Source organism: Streptomyces sp. NPDC045678 (assembly GCF_056432085.1).
Map to the genome: position 1 here is coordinate 96,347 of NZ_JBWKJS010000005.1, position 19,551 is coordinate 115,897.

The window sequence follows — 19,551 nt, forward strand, 5'->3', positions numbered from 1 at the left end:
ATGTAGTGCGACGAATTGGTGCGGTCAGCCTAAGGGTCCGGCTCATCCGTTCACCTCCGCTTGCGATTGGCCGACCGTGCTTACGGGGCAATGAGTGGATGTACGGCCGTACGAACCGGTACGGCACGAGGAGGTGGCTGCAGGGCATGTCGAGGGCGAGGGTGGCGCGGCGGATCGCCGCGGGCGCGGCGTACGGCGGCGGAGGCATCGGGCTGCTCGGGGCCGCCACGGTGGGCGTGGTGCTCGCCGAGGTGCAGCTGGCGAAGCGGACGGTGGGCAACGGGCACGTGGATCCGCCACGGGCCGACGGGCGCTACGGCGGGGCGTTCGCCGCGGAGGCCGCGCGGCCCACGCACGCGGAACCGGTGCGGTTCGCGATGCTCGGGGACTCCACGGCGGCGGGGCAGGGCGTGCACCGGGCCAGGCAGACCCCGGCGGCGCTGCTCGCCTCCGGGCTCGCGGCGGTCGCCGAGCGGCCGGTCGATCTTCGGAACGTGGCGCTGCCGGGTGCCCAGTCGGACGACCTGGACCGCCAGGTGACGCTGATCCTCTCGGACCCCTCCTGGGTGCCGGACGTCTGCGTCATCATGATCGGCGCGAACGACGTGACGCACCGGATGCCGCCGACGCGGTCGGTGCGGCATCTGTCCTCCGCGGTACGCAGGCTCCGTACGGCCGGTTCGGAGGTGGTGGTCGGCACGTGTCCCGACCTGGGCACGGTCGAGAACGTCTACCAGCCGCTGCGGTGGCTGGCCCGCCGTGTCTCGCGGCAGCTGGCCGCGGCGCAGACGATCGGGGTGGTCGAGCAGGGCGGCCGGACGGTGTCGCTGGGCGACCTCCTGGGCCCCGAGTTCGCGGCACACCCCCGGGAACTGTTCGGCCCCGACCGCTACCACCCCTCCGCGGAGGGGTACGCGACCGCGGCGATGGCGGTGCTCCCCACGTTGTGCGCCGCGCTCGGCCTGTGGCCCGAGGAGGACCGCCCCGACGTCTCGCGCCGCGAGGGTTTCCTGCCGGTGGCCAGGGCGGCGGCTCAGGCGGCCTCGGAAGGCGGCACGGAGGTCACGGCCGCGATGCCGACAGGCCCCCGCGGCCCGTGGGCCCTCCTCAAACGCCGGCGCCGCCGCCGCATCCATCCCCCGACCCCGTCCTCCCTCTCCCACTGACTCGAGGATTGCCCGCGCCCCCTGCACGAGGTCAGAGAATGGCGCGTCCGGTACGGCGGGCCGCCTTGCTCGCAACGGAACGAACTGCGCAGGAGGACCGCCCCGGCACGACCACCACCCGAAACAAGCTCTGATTTGCTCTCCGAGATCGTCGCCCGGTTCCCGACTCATAGCGGTGCGCGACACATACGAGCCAAGAGTGATCAAAGACCGCCCCAACTCTGCCGGTATGCGCCCATCTATGCCCTCGCCCGGCGCCCCTGCCGCTGGTGCCCTCCACCCCTCCTGGATAGCTTGGTTCACTCCAGAGAACCCTCGCCCCTCGGGAGCCGTACGTGAACCGCCGTCCCACCCTGCTCGCAGCGGCCGCCATGACCGCCGCCGCGCTCCTCTCGCTCTCGGCGTGCGGAGGGGGTGACGGCGACTCCACGGACAAGATCGCGGGCGCCGACTCGGACTCGGGCGGCAAGAAGAAGGAGTCGCCGTCCCCGAAGGCGTCGGACGACGGGATCGACCGCCCGCAGATCAAGCTGCCCAAGGACGTGAAGAACGTCTTCGAGGGGGGCGGGACGACCGGGGACCCGGAGAAGGATGCGGTGCTCGCCGATCACGAGCGGATGCTCGATTCCATCGACGAAGCCATCACAGTCCACGCCGAGGACCACCCTGCGCTGAAGTTCTACTCGAAGGGCGACGCCCTACTCAGTGCGGGTCGGTACGTCGAGTCGTTCTACAAGGCCAACACGACGTGGGTCGGCGAAACCAGGTACTTCAACCGTGAGGTCACCTTCCTCAAGGGGAGTGCGGCCGCGGTGACGTACTGCGGTGACGACACGAAGGCCTACAGCAAGGACCGCAAGACCGGCAAGGTCGACAGATCAGGCGACTCGGACGACTCGAACGACTTCACCTTCTACAACACCCGTATGGAGAAGAACTCGGAGGGCGTATGGCAGGCGGTCCGAATCATCTCGGATGAGGGGTCGGAGAAGTGCGGGCGGTGAAGCGGACCCAGTTCCGCACCCTGATCGTTTCTGGCCTCGTCCTGGCAGCGGCGGCGACTGTCGCCCCTGCGCATGCCGGTGACAAGAATCCCGGCGCCGCCCTCGGCAGCGCGAAAGGTGATCGCCAGGACCAGCACCTCACCGTCGAGACGAAGGTACAGACGACGGTCGAAGGCAGCCCCAGGTCCGCGAAGACCGGCACGCTCACCCCGGCCAACAGCAACTGGAATCCGCCCGCCTGCTGGTACGAACCGGCGTACTCCCCGAAGGAGATCCAGGCCTCGGTCAAGGCGATCCGGCAGATCGGAATCCTCGGCATCGGCGACCTTGTCGGCGGGATCTTCGACTCGTACTTCAAGGAGGGCCGCCCCTACAAGAACTACAACCTCGACAAGCAGGGCGAGGGACAGTTCTGGGCGGCCGCGGTCGACGAGAAGCGCAAGGACGAGCCAGAGGCCCAGGCCTGCGACAGGATGCCGTTCTGGGTGCCCAAGGGCGAGCCGCCCAAGGAGCCGCTCGCGGTCTCCCCCAAGGTCCTCGCCGAGTACGCCTACGGCCAGATCCCGGTCCCCGACACGGAGATCAAGATGGCCCCCGAGGGCGAGACGAAGGTCAATCTGCCGACCTGGGTGTGGTTGGACAAGGCCAGGTTCAAGAAGATCTCGGTGACCGCGAGCCTGCCGGGAACGGGCCTCTCCGCGACGACGACCGCCGAGCCCGTCTCCCTGAAGATCGACCCGGGAACGCCGGACGCCGAGACGTACCCGTCATCCGGCGAGTGCCCGATCGGGGACGACGGCCGGATCGGCAAGCCGCGTGCCAAGGGAACTCCGGGGGACACAGACCCGCCGTGCGGCCTGCGCTACCTGCGCTCCTCCGCAGACACCCCGTACGAACTCGGGGCCACCCTCACGTGGCGGGTCACCTGGAAGAGCACCACTGAACCGGGTGGCGAACTGCCCCCCGGCGAGTTCGGTACGACGCAGGACGTCGACGTACGCGAAATCCAGTCCGTCAACCGCTGACCGCTGACCACATACCGCGACCACGACCACGACCACGACCACCCAGGGAACCCGGACACCGACATGAGCGACCTCCGCCTCGACGGGACGATCTTCGAAGACCTCAAGAAGACCTTCTCCTCGGTCAGCGACCGCATGGACGCCGCACGCAGAACCCTCAAGAACACCGACGGGTCGGTCGTCGGGGCCGAAAAACTCATCGAGGACGTACACGAGTTCGCCGACGAGTGGGGCTACGGCGTCAAGCAGCTCGGCAAGCACACCGAGGGCGCCGTCAAGATGATCAACAAGATCGACGAGGAATTCAGCAAACTCGACCAGGCCCTCGCCGAATCCCTCAAGTCCGCCAAGAAGAAGAGCAAGTAGCGTGAGCGGCACCAAGCGCCCCGCGCTCCCGAACATAGGCTGGGACCCCACCCCCGGAAACGTCGAGGACACCCGCGACCTGGCGAAGAAACTCGGCGGCCTCGCAGGTGAACTGGGCACTGCGGTCCGGGACCTGGAACGCATCGAGTGCGGCGCCTGGAAGGGCAAGGCGGCGCTCGCGTTCACCGAGTACATCGGCGAGGACGTCACCCCACTCATCCGCAAGAGCCACGAATCCTTCGACAAGGCGTCGCGCGCGCTGTACCGGTGGGCCAGGGAACTCAAGGACTTCCAGGACGAGACAGACCGCCTCGAGAAGAAGGCCGGCGAAAAACTGGACGCCCGCTCTGAGGCGAAGCCCAACAGCAAGGAGAGCGGAAAGGCCTCGGGCGACGTCGACGAGGTCATCGCCCAGGTCCACGACCTGGAGGACCGCTACGCCAAAGCGGCCGGAGCGATCAGCAAGGAACTCGACAAGGCGAGCGACATCGCCCCGGACGAGCCCGGCTTCTGGGACAAGCTGGGCAAGGGGCTCGCTGAGGCATGGGACGCCACTGGAGAGTGGTTCAAGGAACACGCCGACATGATCAAGGCGATCGGCGACGCTCTGAGCCTGGTCAGTAATGCCCTCGGCGTCCTGGCCATCATCACCGCCCCCTTCGAACCTCTAGGAGCCATCTTCGCCGCCGCTGCCATGGTGACCAGCGGAGCAGCACTTCTGACCCACTTGACGGCCATGGCGGCCGGAGCGGACGTCAGTTGGACGTCCCTCACCTTTGATGCACTCGGTGCCCTTCCTGGCGTCAAGGGACTCATCGGAGGGGCTGCGCTGGCCAAGGGCGGCAATGCCGCAGCACGTGCCGCCAAGCTCGGCTCCGGCTATCGCGGGGTGACGAGCATCGGCAAGGCGTACAAGCTCTTCGGGCCGCTGAAGGCCACGCCTGTCGTCAAACTCGGAGAGGGCGGCAGCCGCCTGAGGCTTGCCGCGGAGAGCGGTCTGCAGAACTTCAGAGGGGGGCAGCTGGCCGGCACGAAGACAGTCAACGCCCTCGGCTCGAAGCTTCCGTTCGTCAAGAGCGATGAACTGATCGCTCCCATGAGCCATGGTGGCCGCGCCTTGGATGCTGCCATCAAGACCGGCCTGACCGGCTACAAGGGCTACACCATCGCGCACACCGACTACGGGAACTGAGAGCAAGCGCAATGAACAGTCTCGGCCCACCCAGTGGCTCCGACGGCACAGCCGAGCGGGTTCTCTCAGTTGAGGGAGTCTCGCTGCCGCCCATGACGTTCGACCTCCCCGAAGGCATGCATGCCATCGAGGTCTCTCTCGACGCTGACGAACGCGCGGAGGCCGTCCGGCAACTCGTGCGCGACATATACCCGAACGGCGACGAGCCGCTCTGGGAAGCCATGAGCATGCTGTACAGCGAGACAGCCGACGGAATGCTGGCCGACGGTGTCGCCTTCTTCGGCATCGGCCTGTACGAGATCGACGGCGGCGGCGTCGCGCATTGCTCCCTCACGTTGTCGGTCTTCGAATCCGGTGCCGTCGATCAAGAGGTCGTGGCCCAGGGAATTCGGGCCGCCCTCGGCGCCGACCCCCTGCACGACGTGACGTGGCTCGACCTGCCTTGCGGCCCCGCAGTGTCGTCGATCTCCGCCCGACGCCTCCTCATTGACGGCCAGTACACCCAGAGCGGCAATGACGAGGAACTGGTGATGGGCCAGTTTCAGGTGCACATCCCCTTCGGGAACGGCCCGTACACGGCAGTAGTCACTCTGGATACGGCGTCCATGGAACAGTGGGAGGAATTCACCCATGCCGTCGCTGGCATCGTCGGATCCGTGGCGTTTCCCACTGACTCAGATGAAGGACGACACGGTGTCCGCGACCCTCAGAGGGAGGCGACGCACTGATGGACTGGTACCCGAACTCCGATGAGCAGTTGCTCCTGCGCACGTCGGCCAGGTTCGCCACCGGCCTGGCACCGGCCGTCTCGGGCTCACGCTGGTTCCGCGACCCCGAACGTCGTGACGTACAGGCCGAGTTGCCCGGCTGGCCACCAGGACCGACGTACCAGCTGCGTTCCGCCGGGGACAAAGCGGCCCGTCGTACCGGTCGCGCTCTGCTGGTCGGCATCCCGCTGGTCGCGAACCTCATCGCGAACCTCGGAGGAGCCTCGGGCACTCCGCTGGGAGACGTTCCGGGCCGGGGCAAACCGGACGAACCCGAGAACGAGGTGCACGACTTCCCCGTCATGTGGGCTGCGCCCGGCAGCCTCGCCAGGACCGTCCCCTGGCAGCTCGATCCCGGACGGCGCCCCGAGGACTGTGTGACCGATCTGGTCCTGACAGACCGCCGGCTGCTCTTCCTCGCAACCCGTAAGGGGAGCCTGGAGAAAGCCGAGATCCTTGGTGAGTTCGCACGCGACACCGTCGCCGAGGTCCGTCGCATGAAGTTCAGCGAGGTCAACGCGGATGTGCGCGTCACGTTCACCGACGACTCCTGGGTGAGATTGTCCGTCGGCAATCCGGACAATGCCGAAAGGCTCGGGCAGGTACTCGGTGGCACCGTCCGCATGCTCACGGAGAGCGAGTTGCCCGAGGGGCAGCGCGCCCGAGTAGCACGATTCATGGCCGACCTCCCGAAGACGGCTCACCCGCCGACGTACAGCCGTCTACGCAGTGGCGTCACGCTGGTCGAGTCGCGTGTCCCGGTGAAAGCCGGGTCGGGCCTCTTCGAGACCCACTCGATCCTGATGGACGACTCGGGACAGCCAGCAGAACCGGCCCCTGGCGATCTGTGAAGCAGCAGTTCGCCGGAGAGCCACCGCTTCCGCTGTTTCCGAGCCGAGAAGGAGCCGACCCCGCATGGCACCATGGCAGCCAGCCCCCGGCGAGACCCTCCTCGCCCGCGACGCCGCCGAGTTCGCGAGCGGCACGGCGCCCGCCGTATCCGGCATGCGCTGGTTCCGCGACACCGAGCGCAAGGACGTACAGAACGCGCTGACCGTACAAGCCGGTTGGCCCGAGGGCCCGTCCTATACTCCCGGTCCGCCTCCACCGCGCCGTAGCACCGCCCGCAGAGCCGGACGCTTCGGGCTCGGCGCCCTGATCGCCGTCGTCGTGATCGCCCTCGGGGTGCTCCTGGATGGCCTGGGAGGCGCCGGGCCAGGCAGCAGCAAAGACCCTGGCCGCCCGCGCGAGCCCGAGAACGAGGTCGACGACTTCCCCGTCATGTGGGGCGTCCCCGGCTCCCTCGCCCGCACCCTGCCTTGGCAGCTCGACCCAGCCCGACGCCCGGCCGACTACCGGACACACTGCATCGTCACCGACCGCCGCGTCGTCATCGTCGGCTTCCCCAACGACAACCCCGGCCAGGACGAAACCCTCTGGGAGATCGACCGGCAGCACATCGCCCGGGTGGAACGCATGACCTACAGCAAGGTCTGGGGCGAGGCAAAGATCCGCTTCACCGACGGTTCGTGGTGCCGACTCGCGCCGCCTGCCGCGCGGTACGGCTGGACGGTGCTGCGCCATCTCGCCCATCCCACCGAGCTGATGCCGCTCGCCGAGATGACGCCACGCCAGCGCAAGTACGTCGAGCGGTACGCCGCGTCGGTCACCGCCAGGGACCCAGATGTGACCCCCGTGGTCACCCGTCGACCGAGCGGCCGGTTCCTGATCGAAGTGAGTACGACCGCACCCGTCAGTGCCAAGTACGGGATCGAGAAGAGCCACTTGCACATGAGCAAGCGGGGACGACGCGGCGCGATCAGACAAGGGGATCTCTAAGCGGCAGCGGCTGCGCGAGCGCGCAGCGTCCCTCCCGTCACGGGGAACTCGGCGTGACCTCGGCCCACAACAACTTCCCCGCGTCCCCCGCCCCCATGGCATAGGACCCCCAACTGTCCGCGCAGGCCCGCACGATGTGCAGCCCCCGCCCGCCCTCCGCCGTCTCCGGCGGTCGGCGGTCGTCGTCACGGCCGTCCTTTCCGAACCCGGGTGGGATCTGCGGATTGGAGTCCCACACGGCCACGCGGATCCCCTCCGGGGAGGAGGAGCGGAGGCGGAGGGCGTAGGGGCCGTCGGTGTGGCAGTGCGCGTTGTTCAGGAGTTCCCCCGCGAGGAGTTCGGCGGTGGGGGTGAGCTCCCCGAGCCCGTACGTCTCGAGGACCGCGCGGAGGGTGGCGCGGCCGATCCCCGGGGCGCGGGGATCGTGGGGGAGTTGGAGGGTGTAGGTCCAGGGCGGGACTACGGTTGTCATGGAACGGCCCTTCATGGTGGGGAGTTGAACGGCGTTGCCCAGTGACGGTGCCGCTCCGGCGAGCGGGGTACTTCCGGGCGAGTGGCCTGAGACACAGGCTAAGGGCGCGCAAATATAATTTGCACCCATTCCATGGAATGCAGTGCACAATCCCCCGTGTGAGTGACGAACTGAGCTGCCTCTAGGAGGAGTTGCATGGCCGGAAGGTCAGCGCCGACGGTCCGCCGCATCCGGGTCGCCACTGAACTTCGGCGGCTCCGCGAGCATGCGGGCATGACCGCCACCGAGGCCGCGCGTGTCCTCGGGACAAGCCAGGGGCAGCTCAGCAACGTCGAGACCGCGCGCTTTGGGGTGAGCGCGGCCCGCATCCGCGCGATGGCGTGCAGCTACGACTGCTCTGACCAGGAATTCGTCGACGCCCTGGTCTACATGGCCGAGGACCGCACGCGCGGCTGGTGGGAGGAGTACCGCGAGATCCTGCCCGCCGGGCTGTTGGACCTGGCCGAGGTCGAGCACCACGCCACGCACCTGAGTACCGCCATCACCGCGCACATTCCTGGCCTGCTCCAGACCACCGACCACGCCCGCGAACTGTTCCTCCAGGTCGTCCCCGAGCTCCCGCCCCCAGAGGTGGAACACCGGGTGTCGTTCCGCATCAAGCGGCAAGCGGTCCTCTTCCGAGACCCGCCGACGCCGTACCGGGCGATCATCCACGAGGCCGCCCTCCGGATGCAGTTCGGCGGACCTGACGTAACCAAGAGGCAGTTGCAGCATCTACTGGAGATGAGCGAGCGGGAGCATGTCACGATCCAGGTGCTCCCTTTCGCCGCCGGTTCCTTTCCGGGATCGGGACAGTCCCTCTTCTACTCCGGTGGCTCCGTCCCTCGACTCGACACCGTCCACCTGGACCAGTCGCACGGCCCCGTGTTCCTCGATGCCGAGGCCCAGCTCTCCAAGTACCGCGTACTCCTGGAGCGCATGGAGGCCAAAGCGCTCCCGGCCGAGAAGTCGCAAGACCTCATCCGCAGCATCGCCCAGACCTTGTGAAGGGAACCGAGATGACCGTGTTCACGTGGCAGAAGTCCTCCTACTGCGGCGAGGGCGACTCCTGCGTCCACGTCACAGCGACAGCGACCGGCACGGTCAAACTCGCCGAGAGCAGCGACCCCACCCGAGCGATACTCAACACGTCCCCCACGGCCTTCGCCGCGCTGCTCCGCACCACGAAGCGGCGCGCGGACGCCGAGACGGCCTGAGGGGACGTGGAGGTATGTGCGCCCGGAGCACGGTGAGCCACGCTCCGGGGGTGCCCGGTCCGAGGCCCCGCGCCGGGATGGCGAGGACGTACATACCTCCGCGGCCCCGCCCCACAGACGAAGAGAAGGCGCAGACCCAAGCCATGACCGAGACCTCCCGTACCCCCCGTACCCCCCGTATCCCCACCGACCTCGACTGGACCCGCGCCGCGCCCGAGGACGCCGAGGGCCCAGGGCCCTGGATCGAGATCGCCTTCGGCACGGACGACGACGCCGTCTACCTCCGCGAGACCAGCGACCCGGACAACGTCGTCACGACCACCCGCAAGAAGTGGGACGCCTTCGTACTCGGCGTACAGGCAGGCGAGTTCGACCACTTCGTGGAAGGTGTGGAGGGGGCGTAGCCACCGCTCACCTACCGCCCGGTGGGGGCCTGCCGCGCAGTTCCCCACGCCCCTGAGTGGCCCACCCGAGGGCCCGAGCAAGGGTGCCGATCCCGTTCACGGCCCCGCGACCTGAGCGCCCGCTTAGAAATGCGGTCGGAGTCACACACCCCACCCGGTGACCGACAGCAATACGTGCAGGTAACTTCCCAGTGAGTCCATCCCCTTCGCCACTGGAGCCCCTGATGCCCGAAGCCGTGATCGTCTCCGCCGCCCGCACCCCGATCGGCCGCGCCTTCAAGGGCTCGCTGAAGGATCTGCGGCCGGACGACCTGACCGCGACCATCATCGAGGCCGCCCTCGCCAAGGTCCCCGAGCTGGACCCGAAGGACATCGACGACCTGATGCTGGGCTGCGGACTGCCCGGCGGCGAGCAGGGGCACAACCTCGGCCGCATCGTCGCCGTGCAGATGGGCATGGATCACCTCCCGGGCTGCACCATCACCCGGTACTGCTCCTCGTCCCTCCAGACGTCCCGCATGGCCCTGCACGCCATCAAGGCGGGCGAGGGCGACGTCTTCATCTCCGCGGGCGTGGAGATGGTGTCGCGGAGCGTCAAGGGGACCAGCGACGGGCTTCCCGACACCCACAACCCCCTCTTCGCCGACGCGGAGGCCCGCACCGAGGCCGTCGCGAAGACCGAGGGCTCCACGTGGCACGACCCGCGCGAGGACGGCCTGATCCCGGACGCGTACATCGCGATGGGCCAGACCGCCGAGAACCTGGCCCGGCTCAAGGGCATCACCCGCCAGGACATGGACGAGTTCGGCGTCCGCTCGCAGAACCTCGCCGAGGAAGCCATCAAGAACGGCTTCTGGGAGCGGGAGATCACCCCGGTCACCACCCCGGACGGCACCGTCGTCAGCAAGGACGACGGCCCGCGCGCCGGCGTCACCCTGGAGGGCGTCCAGGGCCTCAAGCCCGTCTTCCGCCCCGACGGCCTCGTCACCGCCGGCAACTGCTGCCCCCTCAACGACGGCGCCGCCGCCCTCGTGATCATGAGCGACACGAAGGCCCGCGAGCTCGGCCTGACCCCGCTCGCCCGCATCGTCTCCACCGGCGTCACCGGCCTCTCCCCCGAGATCATGGGCCTCGGCCCGGTCGAGGCGAGCAAGCAGGCCCTTCGGCGCGCGGGCCTGACCATCGACGACATCGACCTGGTCGAGATCAACGAGGCGTTCGCCGCCCAGGTGATCCCCAGCTACCGCGACCTGGGCATCGACATCGACAAGCTCAACGTCAACGGCGGCGGCATCGCCGTCGGCCACCCCTTCGGCATGACCGGCGCCCGCATCACCGGCACGCTCATCAACTCCCTCCAGTTCCACGACAAGCAGTTCGGCCTGGAGACGATGTGCGTCGGCGGCGGCCAGGGCATGGCCATGATTATCGAACGCCTCAGCTAATAACGGCCGGTAACAGCGGAAAACTGCTGACACACAGTTCTCTTTGCTGACCCTCCGTCCCTGCATCACTTCGTGACCCAATCTCCCCCAGGATGTGACCTATCTCCTGGGGGAGATGGATATGACCAGCTCAGAGCACATCTGGGGTTAAACCTCGGGCCCTAAGTCCTGTCCCATTCGTGACGTAATGCACTGACAGGTGGATCGTGCAGGCTTCAAGCTGATGTAGGAAGTCGGGGGTCGACTTGAAACCGGGAGTACGTCAGTGAGCGCCTTGCCTCTTGCCCTGCTGCTCTCCACGGCCGCTGCCACGGCCGTGGGCGTCGCTGCCCTGCACGCGGTGCACGGCCTGCGGAAGCAGCTCGCCGAGATCACAGCCCTGCACACCGAGCTGGCCGACAACCGTGCCACGAGCGCCCCGCACCCCACGGTGCCGGGCGCCCGCAGCACGGTGGACACCGACGAGATACGCGCGGCCGTGACCGAGGCGCTCGCCGAGGAGCGCGAGCGCGAGCTCGCCGAGGCCCGTGCGTTCTGGGCCGCCCAGGAGGCCCGCGAGGGCGCCGACGGGCCTTCGCTGCTCGGCGGCCTGCCCGGCCTGCCCGACGGCATCGCCGACGAACTGTTCCTGCCCCGGCAGGCCGACTTCGCGGGCCTGGAGGCCGACAGCCTGGAGCCGGTGACCGAGCCGTTCGCCGAGTCGACGGGCGCGGACGAGTTCGCCGGGGACTCCCCGGAGCTGGCCGCCGCGCGCCGTCGGCACCCCTCGCACCCGGACTTCGTGCCGGTGCAGACCCCGACGCCCGAGGGGCACGGCGACCACGGCGACCACGAGCGCACGGTGGCGTGTCTGGAGGAGCTGGCCGACGCCCGCACCGCCCTCGCCGACGTCCGCCCCGGCCCGCTGGGCACGCTGGACGTGTACGTCTTCGCGGACGGCACGACGCTGTGCATGACGCCCGGGCACCGCGAGACCGCGGAGCTCCTGGCGACCGCGCTGCGCGAGGGCCGCACCCCGTTCCTGCTCGGCGGTTCCGGCATCTCCGGTGCGTACGCCCTGACGTTCGAGTGCGGCACCGAGAACATCTACATCCTGGCCGACCGCGTCATCGCCTCGGTCTGAGCGACAGCCGACGACAACCGGCGCCAACCAGCGACCACCGGGCGACCACTGGCGACCACCGCCGACCACCAGCGTCAACCACCGAGCAGCCCACCACTGAGCAGCGCGCAGAACGGGGCCCGGGGCCTGCGTCGGAAGCCCCTAGACCCCGGCCCGCTTCTGCGCCTCCTCAACGAGTTCCAGCGCCCGCGCGAGCTCCTCGGGGTCCGTCAGGACGAGGGCGAGATCGCGCCCCGCGACGGTGATCTGGTCGGCCGCGGCGAACATCCCCGCGTCCGGCATCTCCCGCGGCCGCGCCTCCGGTTCCTCGATGCGCTGGGCGCGGGCCGCCAACTCCCTGGCCAGAGCGAGCGCTTCGGTCGCCGCCCCCCGCTGCAGGCGGCTCTGCGGGGCGGCCCGCAGACGATCGGCGAATTGGTCCACTGCGGCTGTCAAAGGCGTCGTATCGAGCACGCAGCGACCTTACTGCGCCCTACGGGCACTGTTGCCAACACCCCAACGCTCAGGCACGGTGGCGTGAAGGACGGAACACATCGCGACGCGTCCGGAGGCGCCGATGTCCCAAGTCTTCTCCGAGGAGACCCACCGCAACCTGCTCGCCCGAATCCCCCACTGCACCGGTCGTGAAGTCTCCGACTGGCTGCGGGCCGTGGACGAAGGACCCTCCCTCTTCCGCTTCGAGGAAAAAGTCAGCTGGCTTCGCTCCGAACACGATCTCGCGTACGGGCACGCGAAGGCGATCATCCACGAGTACGACCTCAGGCGGGCCGCCCGCAAACTTCTCTGACCCCCACCCACACGGCGAAGGGCCCGCGGACCGTCTCCGGTCCGCGGGCCCTTCAGCTTCCAACTGGTGCGACGACCAACTGGTGCGACTACGCGTCTCAGTCGTTGCCCGAGAAGATCGCGATCAGGCGCAGGAACTCCATGTAGATCCAGACGAGCGTCATCGTCAGACCGAACGCGGCGAGCCACGCCTCTTCCTTCGGCGCTCCGTACGCGATGCCGTCCTCGACCTGCTTGAAGTCCAGGGCCAGGAAGCACGCGCCGAGCAGGATGCCGACGATGCCGAACACGATGCCGAGGCCGCCGCTGCGGAAGCCGAGGCCGTCACCGCCGCCGAAGACCATGAACAGCAGGTTCACCGCGGTCAGCAGCAGGAAGCCCATCGCCGCGGCCATCACGAAGCCGTAGAAGCGACGGTTGACGCGGATCCAGCCCGCCTTGTACGCCACGAGGACGCCGATGAAGACGGCCATCGTGCCGAGCACGGCCTGCATGGCCGCGCCGCTGGCGATGCGGTTGTCGACCACGCTGGAGACGACGCCGAGGAAGACACCTTCCAGCGCGGCGTACGACAGGATCAGCGCGGGCGAGGCCTTGCGCTTGAAGGCCTGGACGAGGCCCAGGACCATCGCGACGAGACCGGCGCCGATCGCGATGCCGTACGACTTGCTGATGTTGGCGTCGTCGACCGGCAGCAGCGCCCAGGCGAGCGCGGCGGTCACCACGAGGGTGCCGAGCGTGGTCGCCGTACGCATGACGACGTCGTCCATCGTCATACGGCCCGCGGTGGTCACGGGAGCCTGGGGCGCTCCGTGCTGCAGGTCCTGCTGGGCGTACGGATTCGTGGCGTAGGGGTTGCCCGCGGGGGCCTGCTGGCCTCCGGCGTACGGATTGCCCTGCGCGTACGGGTTGCCCTGATGGGTCTGGGTCGCGCCCGCGGGTCCCCCGGCCTGCGGCTGCTGGCCGAAGCCGGCGAAGCCGTTGTCGCGGCTGAACCCCCGTCGCGAGAAGACCGGGTTACTGCTCCTCATTTCACTCCTCCATGGCCACCGTGTGTGGCTTTGCCTCAAGAGTAATGCGTAGGCAAAGGGATGAGCCTAGTGCTTGGGGAGGATCTTTCCCTCACTGTGATGGAGAACGCGCACGAAGGGGCCACTGTTCCCGGATCGGCAGCCTTGCGCCGCCCGGGTGACCCCGGAGAGCGACGAAGGGTCGACGGTGAGGCACGGCGGGTGTGCAGCGGATGTGCCCGGAGCCGGACTCGAACCGGCACGCCCCCGAGGGGCAGCGAGGTTTAAGCTCGCCGTGTCTGCATTCCACCATCCGGGCAGGCCATGGGCTCCGCGTCGAGGCTTCGACCCTATCGGGAGGCATCCCCCGAACAGCGGAAGGGCAGCCCGATGTTGTCTTATTTTATTGACGTCTGAGGGTGCATCAGACCCTGACACGGTCCGTTGGTACATGCCGGAGGCCTTGTCCCGGCCTCGGCCGGTCTCGTGGCTCTCTGCGCGGAATGACGGAATTTAGCCGCCCGGGCGGTCCCGGTCCCGCTTTCACCCCCCTTCTCCGCCTTCTCCCGGCCGCCTCGCCTCCTCCCGGACTCAGGGATACGTGTCATCCCCAGGTATGACAGGCCGACCTCAAGTCCGACTGGAGACGGCCCCGGGAACCGGAACAGCGGCTGACTACAGGGCGGAGATCGGCCAGGACGATGGAGTACGTCCCCACTCGTCGTCCCGACAGGAGCACCGTCCCGTGACCACCACCCCCTTCGCCGCCCGCGCCACCACCGTGGCCGCGCGCGCCACGGATCTCTCCAAGGTGTACGGACAGGGTGAGACCCAGGTGGTCGCCCTGGACCACGTCTCAGTCGACTTCGGGCGGGGCGAGTTCACCGCGATCATGGGTCCCTCGGGCTCCGGCAAGTCGACGCTGATGCACTGCGTCGCGGGCCTGGACAGCTTCAGCTCCGGCTCCGTGCGCATCGGCGAAACGGAACTGTCCACGCTCAAGGACAAGCAGCTCACCAAGCTCCGCCGGGACAAGATCGGCTTCATCTTCCAGGCGTTCAACCTGCTGCCGACGCTGACGGCGCTGGAGAACATCACGCTGCCGATGGACATCGCGGGCCGCAAGCCGGACAAGCGGTGGCTGGAGCAGGTCATCGAGATGGTCGGCCTCTCCGGGCGGCTCAGCCACCGGCCGACCGAGCTCTCCGGCGGCCAGCAGCAGCGCGTGGCCGTGGCCCGCGCGCTCGCCTCCCAGCCGGAGATCATCTTCGGTGACGAGCCGACCGGAAACCTCGACTCGCGCTCCGGCGCGGAGGTCCTCGGCTTCCTCCGCAACTCCGTGCGGGACCTCGGGCAGACCGTCGTGATGGTCACGCACGACCCCGTGGCCGCGTCGTACGCGGACCGCGTGATCTTCCTCGCGGACGGGCGGGTCGTCGACGAGATGCACCGGCCGACGGCGGACGGGGTGCTCGACCGGATGAAGCACTTCGACGCCAAGGGCCGGACGAGCTAGCGCTCCGGGCGACGTCCGCGGTTCCTCCCCGCGCGCACGTCGTGCCTTGTCGCGCAGTTCCCCGCGCCCCTGAGGAGGCCCTTCGGGGCACTTCTCCCGCCTTCACCTCACCCTGGACTCACACCCATGTTCCGTACCGCCCTGCGCAACGTGCTCGCGCACAAGGCCAGGCTGCTGATGACCGTGCTCGCCGTCATGCTCGGCGTCGCGTTCGTCTCCGGCACGCTGGTCTTCACCGACACCTTCGGCAACGCCTACAAGAACAAGTCGGCGAAGAGCTTCGACCACGTCTCCGTCGCCATCACGTCCGACAGCACCTACTCCGGTGACGACGGCGACCACGGCCCCAAGCAGAAGCCCGAGCTCACCGACTCCCTCCTGAAGAAGGCCGACGGACTGCCCGGCGCCGACTCCGCCATCGGCTCCGTCTCCGGCTTCACCGCGCTCGCCGACAAGGACGGCAAGCTGGTCGGCGGCGAGTGGGGCACCACCGGCGCCAACTACTTCCCGGGCAAGGACGGCAAGGACCCGCGCTACGACTTCACCGAGGGCGCCGCCCCGAAGTCCGCCGGCGACATCGCCCTCGACTCCCGCACCGCCGACCGCACCGGCTACAAGGTGGGCGACTCCGTCCGCTACTCCACCGACGGACCCGTGCGCACCGCGAAGGTCAGCGGCGTCTTCGACACCGACGAGGGCAGTGTCGTCGCGGGCGGCAGCCTGGTCGTCTTCGACAACGAGACCGCGCTCAAGGCGCTCAACAAGAACCAGTACGACGAGATCGACGTGAAGGCGGCCGCGGGCACCTCCGAGGCGGCCCTGAACAGCGCGGTCGAGAAGATCCTGCCCAAGGACTCCTCGACGATGACGGGCGACGAGCTCAAGTCCCAGCAGGACGACATGATCGAGAGGCAGACCAGCTCGATGAGCCAGGTCCTGCTGATCTTCGCCGGCATCGCGCTGTTCGTCGGCATCTTCATCATCGCCAACACCTTCACCATGCTGGTCGCCCAGCGCACCAAGGAGCTCGCGCTGATGCGGGCCGTCGGTGCCTCGCGCCGCCAGGTGACGCGCTCCGTGCTGATCGAGGCCTTCCTCGTCGGCATGATCGCGGCCGTGAGCGGTTTCGCGCTCGGCATCGGTGTGGCCGTGGGTCTGGAGTCCCTGATGAACTCCGCCGGCGCCTCGCTGCCCGACGGTCCGCTCGTCATCGCCCCGACCACGATCGTCGTGGCGCTGCTCATCGGCGTGGTCGTGACCATGCTGGCCGCCTGGCTGCCGGGCCGCCGCGCCGCGCGCATCCCGCCGGTCGCCGCGATGAACAGCGTCCACGCGACGCCGACCGTGCGGGGCCTGGTGGTCCGCAACACCATCGGTTCGCTCATCGTCGCGCTCGGCGTGGTGATGCTCTTCATGAAGGACAACTACGTGAAGTCGGGCGGCGCGGCCGTCATGCTCGTCGGCGTCATCGTCCTCACGCCGTTGCTGTCCCGTCCGTTCATCGCCGCGTCGGCGCCGCTCCTGAAGCCGTTCGGCGTCACCGGCAAGCTGTCGCGCCTCAACTCCGTGCGCAACCCGCGCCGCACGGCCTCCACGGCCGCGGCCCTGATGATCGGGCTGACCCTCATCACGGCGATGACCGTGGTCGCAGGATCGATGAGCACCGCCATCAACAAGATGGCCGCCGGCGCGATGAAGGCCGACTACAGCGTCTCCATGGCGAACTTCCAGCCGCTGGCCCCCGAGGTCCGCGAGAAGCTGGACAAGCTCCCGGACGTCGAGGCGAGCAGCCCCCTGCGCAACACCTCCGGCGAGGTCGACGGCGGCTTCGTCTCCGTCTCCGGCGTCGACCCGAAGACCTTCGGCAAGCTGGTCGGCCTGGACTTCACCAGCGGCTCGCTGGAGGGCCTGAAGTCCGGCGGCGCGCTCGTCGACACGGACACCGCCAAGGACAAGGGCCTCAAGACGGGCGACACCTTCCCGCTGAAGTTCGACGACGACGGCAAGAAGGTCGAGCTGAAGGTCGCCGGTGTCTATGAGGGCAACGAGATGCTCAACGGCCTCTTCGCGCCGACCTCCGCCGTCGACCCGCACCTGACCAAGGTCGTCGACAAGCAGGTGCTCGTGAAGATGAAGGGCGGCGCCTCCGACAAGGCCGAGGACGCCATCGTCGACGCCCTCGGCGACAACCCCGCCATCACCATCCAGGACAAGGACGCGATCAGCAACCAGGTGGCCGGCGCCATCAACCTGATGCTGAACATGCTCTACGGCCTGCTCGCCATGGCTGTCCTGATCGCGGTGCTCGGTGTCATCAACACCCTCGCGATGTCGGTCTTCGAGCGCAAGCACGAGATCGGCATGCTGCGGGCGATCGGCCTGGACCGCGCGAAGGTCAAGCAGATGGTGCGCCTGGAGGCGGTCATCATCTCCCTGTTCGGAGCGGTGCTCGGCATCGGCCTCGGCCTCTTCATGGGCTGGGTCGCGGGCGGCACCATCTCGAACACCGTCTCCACGTACTCCATGGAGATCCCGCTCGGCCGGATCGTGATCTTCCTCGGGATCGCGGCCCTGGTCGGTGTCCTCGCGGCGATGTGGCCGGCCCGCAGCGCGGCGAAGCTGAACCCGCTGATGGCCATCAAGAGCGAGTAGTCGCGCGGGCTGGAGCGGTACGTGAGTGGGGCCCCGGACGCCGACGCGTCCGGGGCCCCACTCGTATCGTCCTCAGCCGCCGGGCGGGCTGGACCTCACCGCCAGTCCCTGGCTCTCAGCGGCATCCCTGAAGCCCCGCCCTCCGGCGTCTTCACCGCGAGGACCTGGTTGACGCCGATGCGGTTGCGCTCGAAGGCGAGCGCGGAGGCGGCCATGTAGAGGCGCCAGATGCGGGCGCGGCCGGGCGAGGTGAGCCGCTGCCCCTCCGTCCAGCGGGCCTCGAGGTTCGCGACCCAGCGGCGCAGGGTGAGGGCGTAGTGCTCGCGGATGGCCTCCAGGTCGCGGACCTCGAACCCGGCCTTCTCCAGGAGTGCGACCGTGCTGCCCACGGGTGCCAGCTCCCCGTCGGGGAAGACGTACGCGTCGATGAACTCGTCCACGGAGTACGCCGACTCGTCGGCCTGGGGCCGCCGCGCGATCTGGTGGTTCAGGAGACGCCCGCCGGGTCGCAGGAGGGCGTACAGGTCGTTGGCGTACTCCAAGTAGCGTGTCGAGCCGACGTGTTCGGCCATGCCGATGGAGCTGATGGCGTCATACGGTCCGTCACGTACGTCGCGGTAGTCCTGGACGCGGATCTCGATCCGGTCGGTCAGGCCCTCCTCGGCGATCCGCTTGCGTGCGTAGGCGGCCTGCTCCTGGGAGAGGGTGACGCCGACGACGCTCACGCCGTACTCGCGGGCCGCGTGGACGGCCATGGAGCCCCAGCCGCAGCCGACGTCCAGGAGCCGCATGCCGGGCTTCAGGCCGAGCTTGCGGCAGACGAGTCCGAGCTTGTCGCGCTGGGCGTCCTCCAGGGTGCCTTCGGGCGACTCCCAGTAGGCGCACGAGTAGACCATCGACGGGCCGAGCACCAGCTCGTAGAAGTCGTTGCCGACGTCGTAGTGGTGGCTGATGGCGCGGCGGTCGCTGCCCTTGGTGTGGAGGTGGAGGCGGCCGTGTCTGCGCATCTCCTCCGGCGGCGGGGCGGGTGGCAGGAAGGGCGCGGAGAGGGTGAGCAGGGAGCGGGCCGCGGTGCGGAACTCCGGGTCGCGCAGGGACTGCCGCAGGCTCCTGGCGTTGTCGTCGCGCTCCCAGATGAACTCCGCCAGCACGTCCAGGGCCTGGTACAGGTCCCCGTCGACGTCCAGGTCGCCGGCGACCCAGGCGCGGGCCAGGCCCAGCTCGCCCGGCTTCCACAGGAGGTGGCGCAGGGCCCGGCGGTTGCGCACGACGACGACGGGAGCGGTCGGCGGGCCCGATTCCGAGCCGTCCCAGGCGCGGATACGTACCGGCAGCGGGGCTCCCATGAGCTGCTCGGCGAGGGTCTTGAGCCGCTGTGCGGCGTCCTGCATGGCGCACACCTCCGTGGATGGGTCCAACACCACGTAAACACCAATGGACGGCGTGCGCAGTCCCGTTGCCGCGTCATGGAAAGGCAAAATAGATGCGGGGGGCACCTAGTTGCACGGCGGGGAAAAGAGGCGAAAAG

Annotated in this window: 20 protein-coding genes and 1 tRNA gene; 16 read left to right on the forward strand and 5 right to left on the reverse strand. The window is 68.7% G+C overall.

Annotation, left to right across the window (positions count from 1 at the left end; translation table 11 throughout):
* The first annotated feature begins 137 nt into the window (after nt 1-137).
* The 8 genes from AC07DO_RS18545 (at nt 138) to AC07DO_RS18580 (ending at nt 7,359) form a co-directional block, all read left to right on the forward strand.
* On the forward strand, nt 138-1,166 hold the full coding sequence (locus AC07DO_RS18545; protein ID WP_479061587.1) for an SGNH/GDSL hydrolase family protein: 1,029 nt from the start codon (nt 138-140) through the stop codon (nt 1,164-1,166).
* A 335-nt stretch (nt 1,167-1,501) separates the two neighbouring features.
* The gene (locus AC07DO_RS18550) at nt 1,502-2,170 is read left to right on the forward strand and encodes a hypothetical protein (RefSeq protein WP_479060857.1); all 669 of its coding nucleotides are present in this window, start codon (nt 1,502-1,504) and stop codon (nt 2,168-2,170) included.
* Complete coding sequence (locus AC07DO_RS18555) at nt 2,167-3,195, forward strand: hypothetical protein (protein WP_479060858.1); 1,029 nt, start codon at nt 2,167-2,169, stop codon at nt 3,193-3,195. The genes AC07DO_RS18550 and AC07DO_RS18555 overlap by 4 nt, the downstream gene beginning before the upstream one ends.
* A 63-nt stretch (nt 3,196-3,258) precedes the next feature.
* On the forward strand, nt 3,259-3,561 hold the full coding sequence (locus AC07DO_RS18560) for a hypothetical protein (RefSeq protein WP_479060860.1): 303 nt from the start codon (nt 3,259-3,261) through the stop codon (nt 3,559-3,561).
* Nucleotide 3,562: 1 nt separating this feature from the next.
* A complete protein-coding gene (locus AC07DO_RS18565; RefSeq protein WP_479060861.1) occupies nt 3,563-4,753 on the forward strand; it encodes an enoyl-CoA hydratase/isomerase family protein in 1,191 nt (396 codons plus the stop codon).
* Nucleotides 4,754-4,845: 92 nt separating this feature from the next.
* Nucleotides 4,846-5,481 (forward strand): hypothetical protein, encoded by a 636-nt coding sequence (locus AC07DO_RS18570; protein WP_479060863.1) that lies wholly within the window; start codon nt 4,846-4,848, stop codon nt 5,479-5,481.
* On the forward strand, nt 5,481-6,371 hold the full coding sequence (locus AC07DO_RS18575; RefSeq protein ID WP_479060865.1) for a hypothetical protein: 891 nt from the start codon (nt 5,481-5,483) through the stop codon (nt 6,369-6,371). Before AC07DO_RS18570 ends, AC07DO_RS18575 begins: the two co-directional genes overlap by 1 nt.
* A 64-nt stretch (nt 6,372-6,435) precedes the next feature.
* On the forward strand, nt 6,436-7,359 hold the full coding sequence (locus AC07DO_RS18580) for a hypothetical protein (RefSeq protein ID WP_479060866.1): 924 nt from the start codon (nt 6,436-6,438) through the stop codon (nt 7,357-7,359).
* A 37-nt stretch (nt 7,360-7,396) separates the two neighbouring features.
* Here AC07DO_RS18580 and AC07DO_RS18585 read toward each other — a convergent pair whose 3' ends face one another.
* Nucleotides 7,397-7,831, reverse strand: coding sequence for an ATP-binding protein (locus tag AC07DO_RS18585; protein WP_479060868.1), 435 nt, complete (start codon nt 7,829-7,831; stop codon nt 7,397-7,399).
* Between the two features lie 195 nt (nt 7,832-8,026).
* On the opposite strand from AC07DO_RS18585, the gene AC07DO_RS18590 reads away from it, so the two are divergent.
* From AC07DO_RS18590 to AC07DO_RS18610, 5 genes are all read left to right on the forward strand, one after another.
* Nucleotides 8,027-8,878, forward strand: coding sequence for a helix-turn-helix domain-containing protein (locus tag AC07DO_RS18590; RefSeq protein WP_479060870.1), 852 nt, complete (start codon nt 8,027-8,029; stop codon nt 8,876-8,878).
* 11 nt (nt 8,879-8,889) lie between these two features.
* On the forward strand, nt 8,890-9,087 hold the full coding sequence (locus AC07DO_RS18595; protein WP_479060872.1) for a DUF397 domain-containing protein: 198 nt from the start codon (nt 8,890-8,892) through the stop codon (nt 9,085-9,087).
* A 143-nt stretch (nt 9,088-9,230) separates the two neighbouring features.
* Nucleotides 9,231-9,491, forward strand: a complete 261-nt coding sequence (locus AC07DO_RS18600) for a DUF397 domain-containing protein (RefSeq protein ID WP_479060874.1) — start codon at nt 9,231-9,233, stop codon at nt 9,489-9,491.
* A gap of 224 nt (nt 9,492-9,715) precedes the next feature.
* Complete coding sequence (locus tag AC07DO_RS18605; protein WP_479060876.1) at nt 9,716-10,936, forward strand: acetyl-CoA C-acetyltransferase; 1,221 nt, start codon at nt 9,716-9,718, stop codon at nt 10,934-10,936.
* Between the two features lie 265 nt (nt 10,937-11,201).
* The gene (locus AC07DO_RS18610; protein WP_479060877.1) at nt 11,202-12,059 is read left to right on the forward strand and encodes a hypothetical protein; all 858 of its coding nucleotides are present in this window, start codon (nt 11,202-11,204) and stop codon (nt 12,057-12,059) included.
* A 141-nt stretch (nt 12,060-12,200) separates the two neighbouring features.
* Here AC07DO_RS18610 and AC07DO_RS18615 read toward each other — a convergent pair whose 3' ends face one another.
* Nucleotides 12,201-12,512 carry a hypothetical protein gene (locus AC07DO_RS18615; protein ID WP_479060878.1) on the reverse strand — a complete coding sequence of 104 codons (312 nt, stop codon included), beginning with the start codon at nt 12,510-12,512 and terminating at the stop codon, nt 12,201-12,203.
* A 103-nt stretch (nt 12,513-12,615) separates the two neighbouring features.
* Between AC07DO_RS18615 and AC07DO_RS18620 the strand changes: the two genes are divergently transcribed.
* Nucleotides 12,616-12,846, forward strand: a complete 231-nt coding sequence (locus tag AC07DO_RS18620; RefSeq protein WP_479060880.1) for a DUF4287 domain-containing protein — start codon at nt 12,616-12,618, stop codon at nt 12,844-12,846.
* A gap of 97 nt (nt 12,847-12,943) precedes the next feature.
* Here the strand turns inward: AC07DO_RS18620 and AC07DO_RS18625 are convergent, their stop codons facing one another.
* Both AC07DO_RS18625 and AC07DO_RS18630 read right to left on the reverse strand, forming a co-directional pair.
* Nucleotides 12,944-13,876 carry a Bax inhibitor-1/YccA family protein gene (locus tag AC07DO_RS18625; RefSeq protein ID WP_479060882.1) on the reverse strand — a complete coding sequence of 311 codons (933 nt, stop codon included), beginning with the start codon at nt 13,874-13,876 and terminating at the stop codon, nt 12,944-12,946.
* 215 nt (nt 13,877-14,091) lie between these two features.
* A tRNA-Leu gene (locus AC07DO_RS18630) sits at nt 14,092-14,174 on the reverse strand.
* 426 nt (nt 14,175-14,600) lie between these two features.
* Between AC07DO_RS18630 and AC07DO_RS18635 the strand changes: the two genes are divergently transcribed.
* Both AC07DO_RS18635 and AC07DO_RS18640 read left to right on the forward strand, forming a co-directional pair.
* A complete protein-coding gene (locus AC07DO_RS18635) occupies nt 14,601-15,371 on the forward strand; it encodes an ABC transporter ATP-binding protein (protein ID WP_479060883.1) in 771 nt (256 codons plus the stop codon).
* Nucleotides 15,372-15,497: 126 nt separating this feature from the next.
* Nucleotides 15,498-18,023 (forward strand): ABC transporter permease, encoded by a 2,526-nt coding sequence (locus AC07DO_RS18640; RefSeq protein ID WP_479060884.1) that lies wholly within the window; start codon nt 15,498-15,500, stop codon nt 18,021-18,023.
* Nucleotides 18,024-18,118: 95 nt separating this feature from the next.
* On the opposite strand, the gene AC07DO_RS18645 is transcribed toward AC07DO_RS18640, so the two are convergent.
* Nucleotides 18,119-19,414, reverse strand: a complete 1,296-nt coding sequence (locus AC07DO_RS18645) for a class I SAM-dependent methyltransferase (RefSeq protein WP_479060885.1) — start codon at nt 19,412-19,414, stop codon at nt 18,119-18,121.
* Between the last annotated feature and the right edge of the window lie 137 nt (nt 19,415-19,551).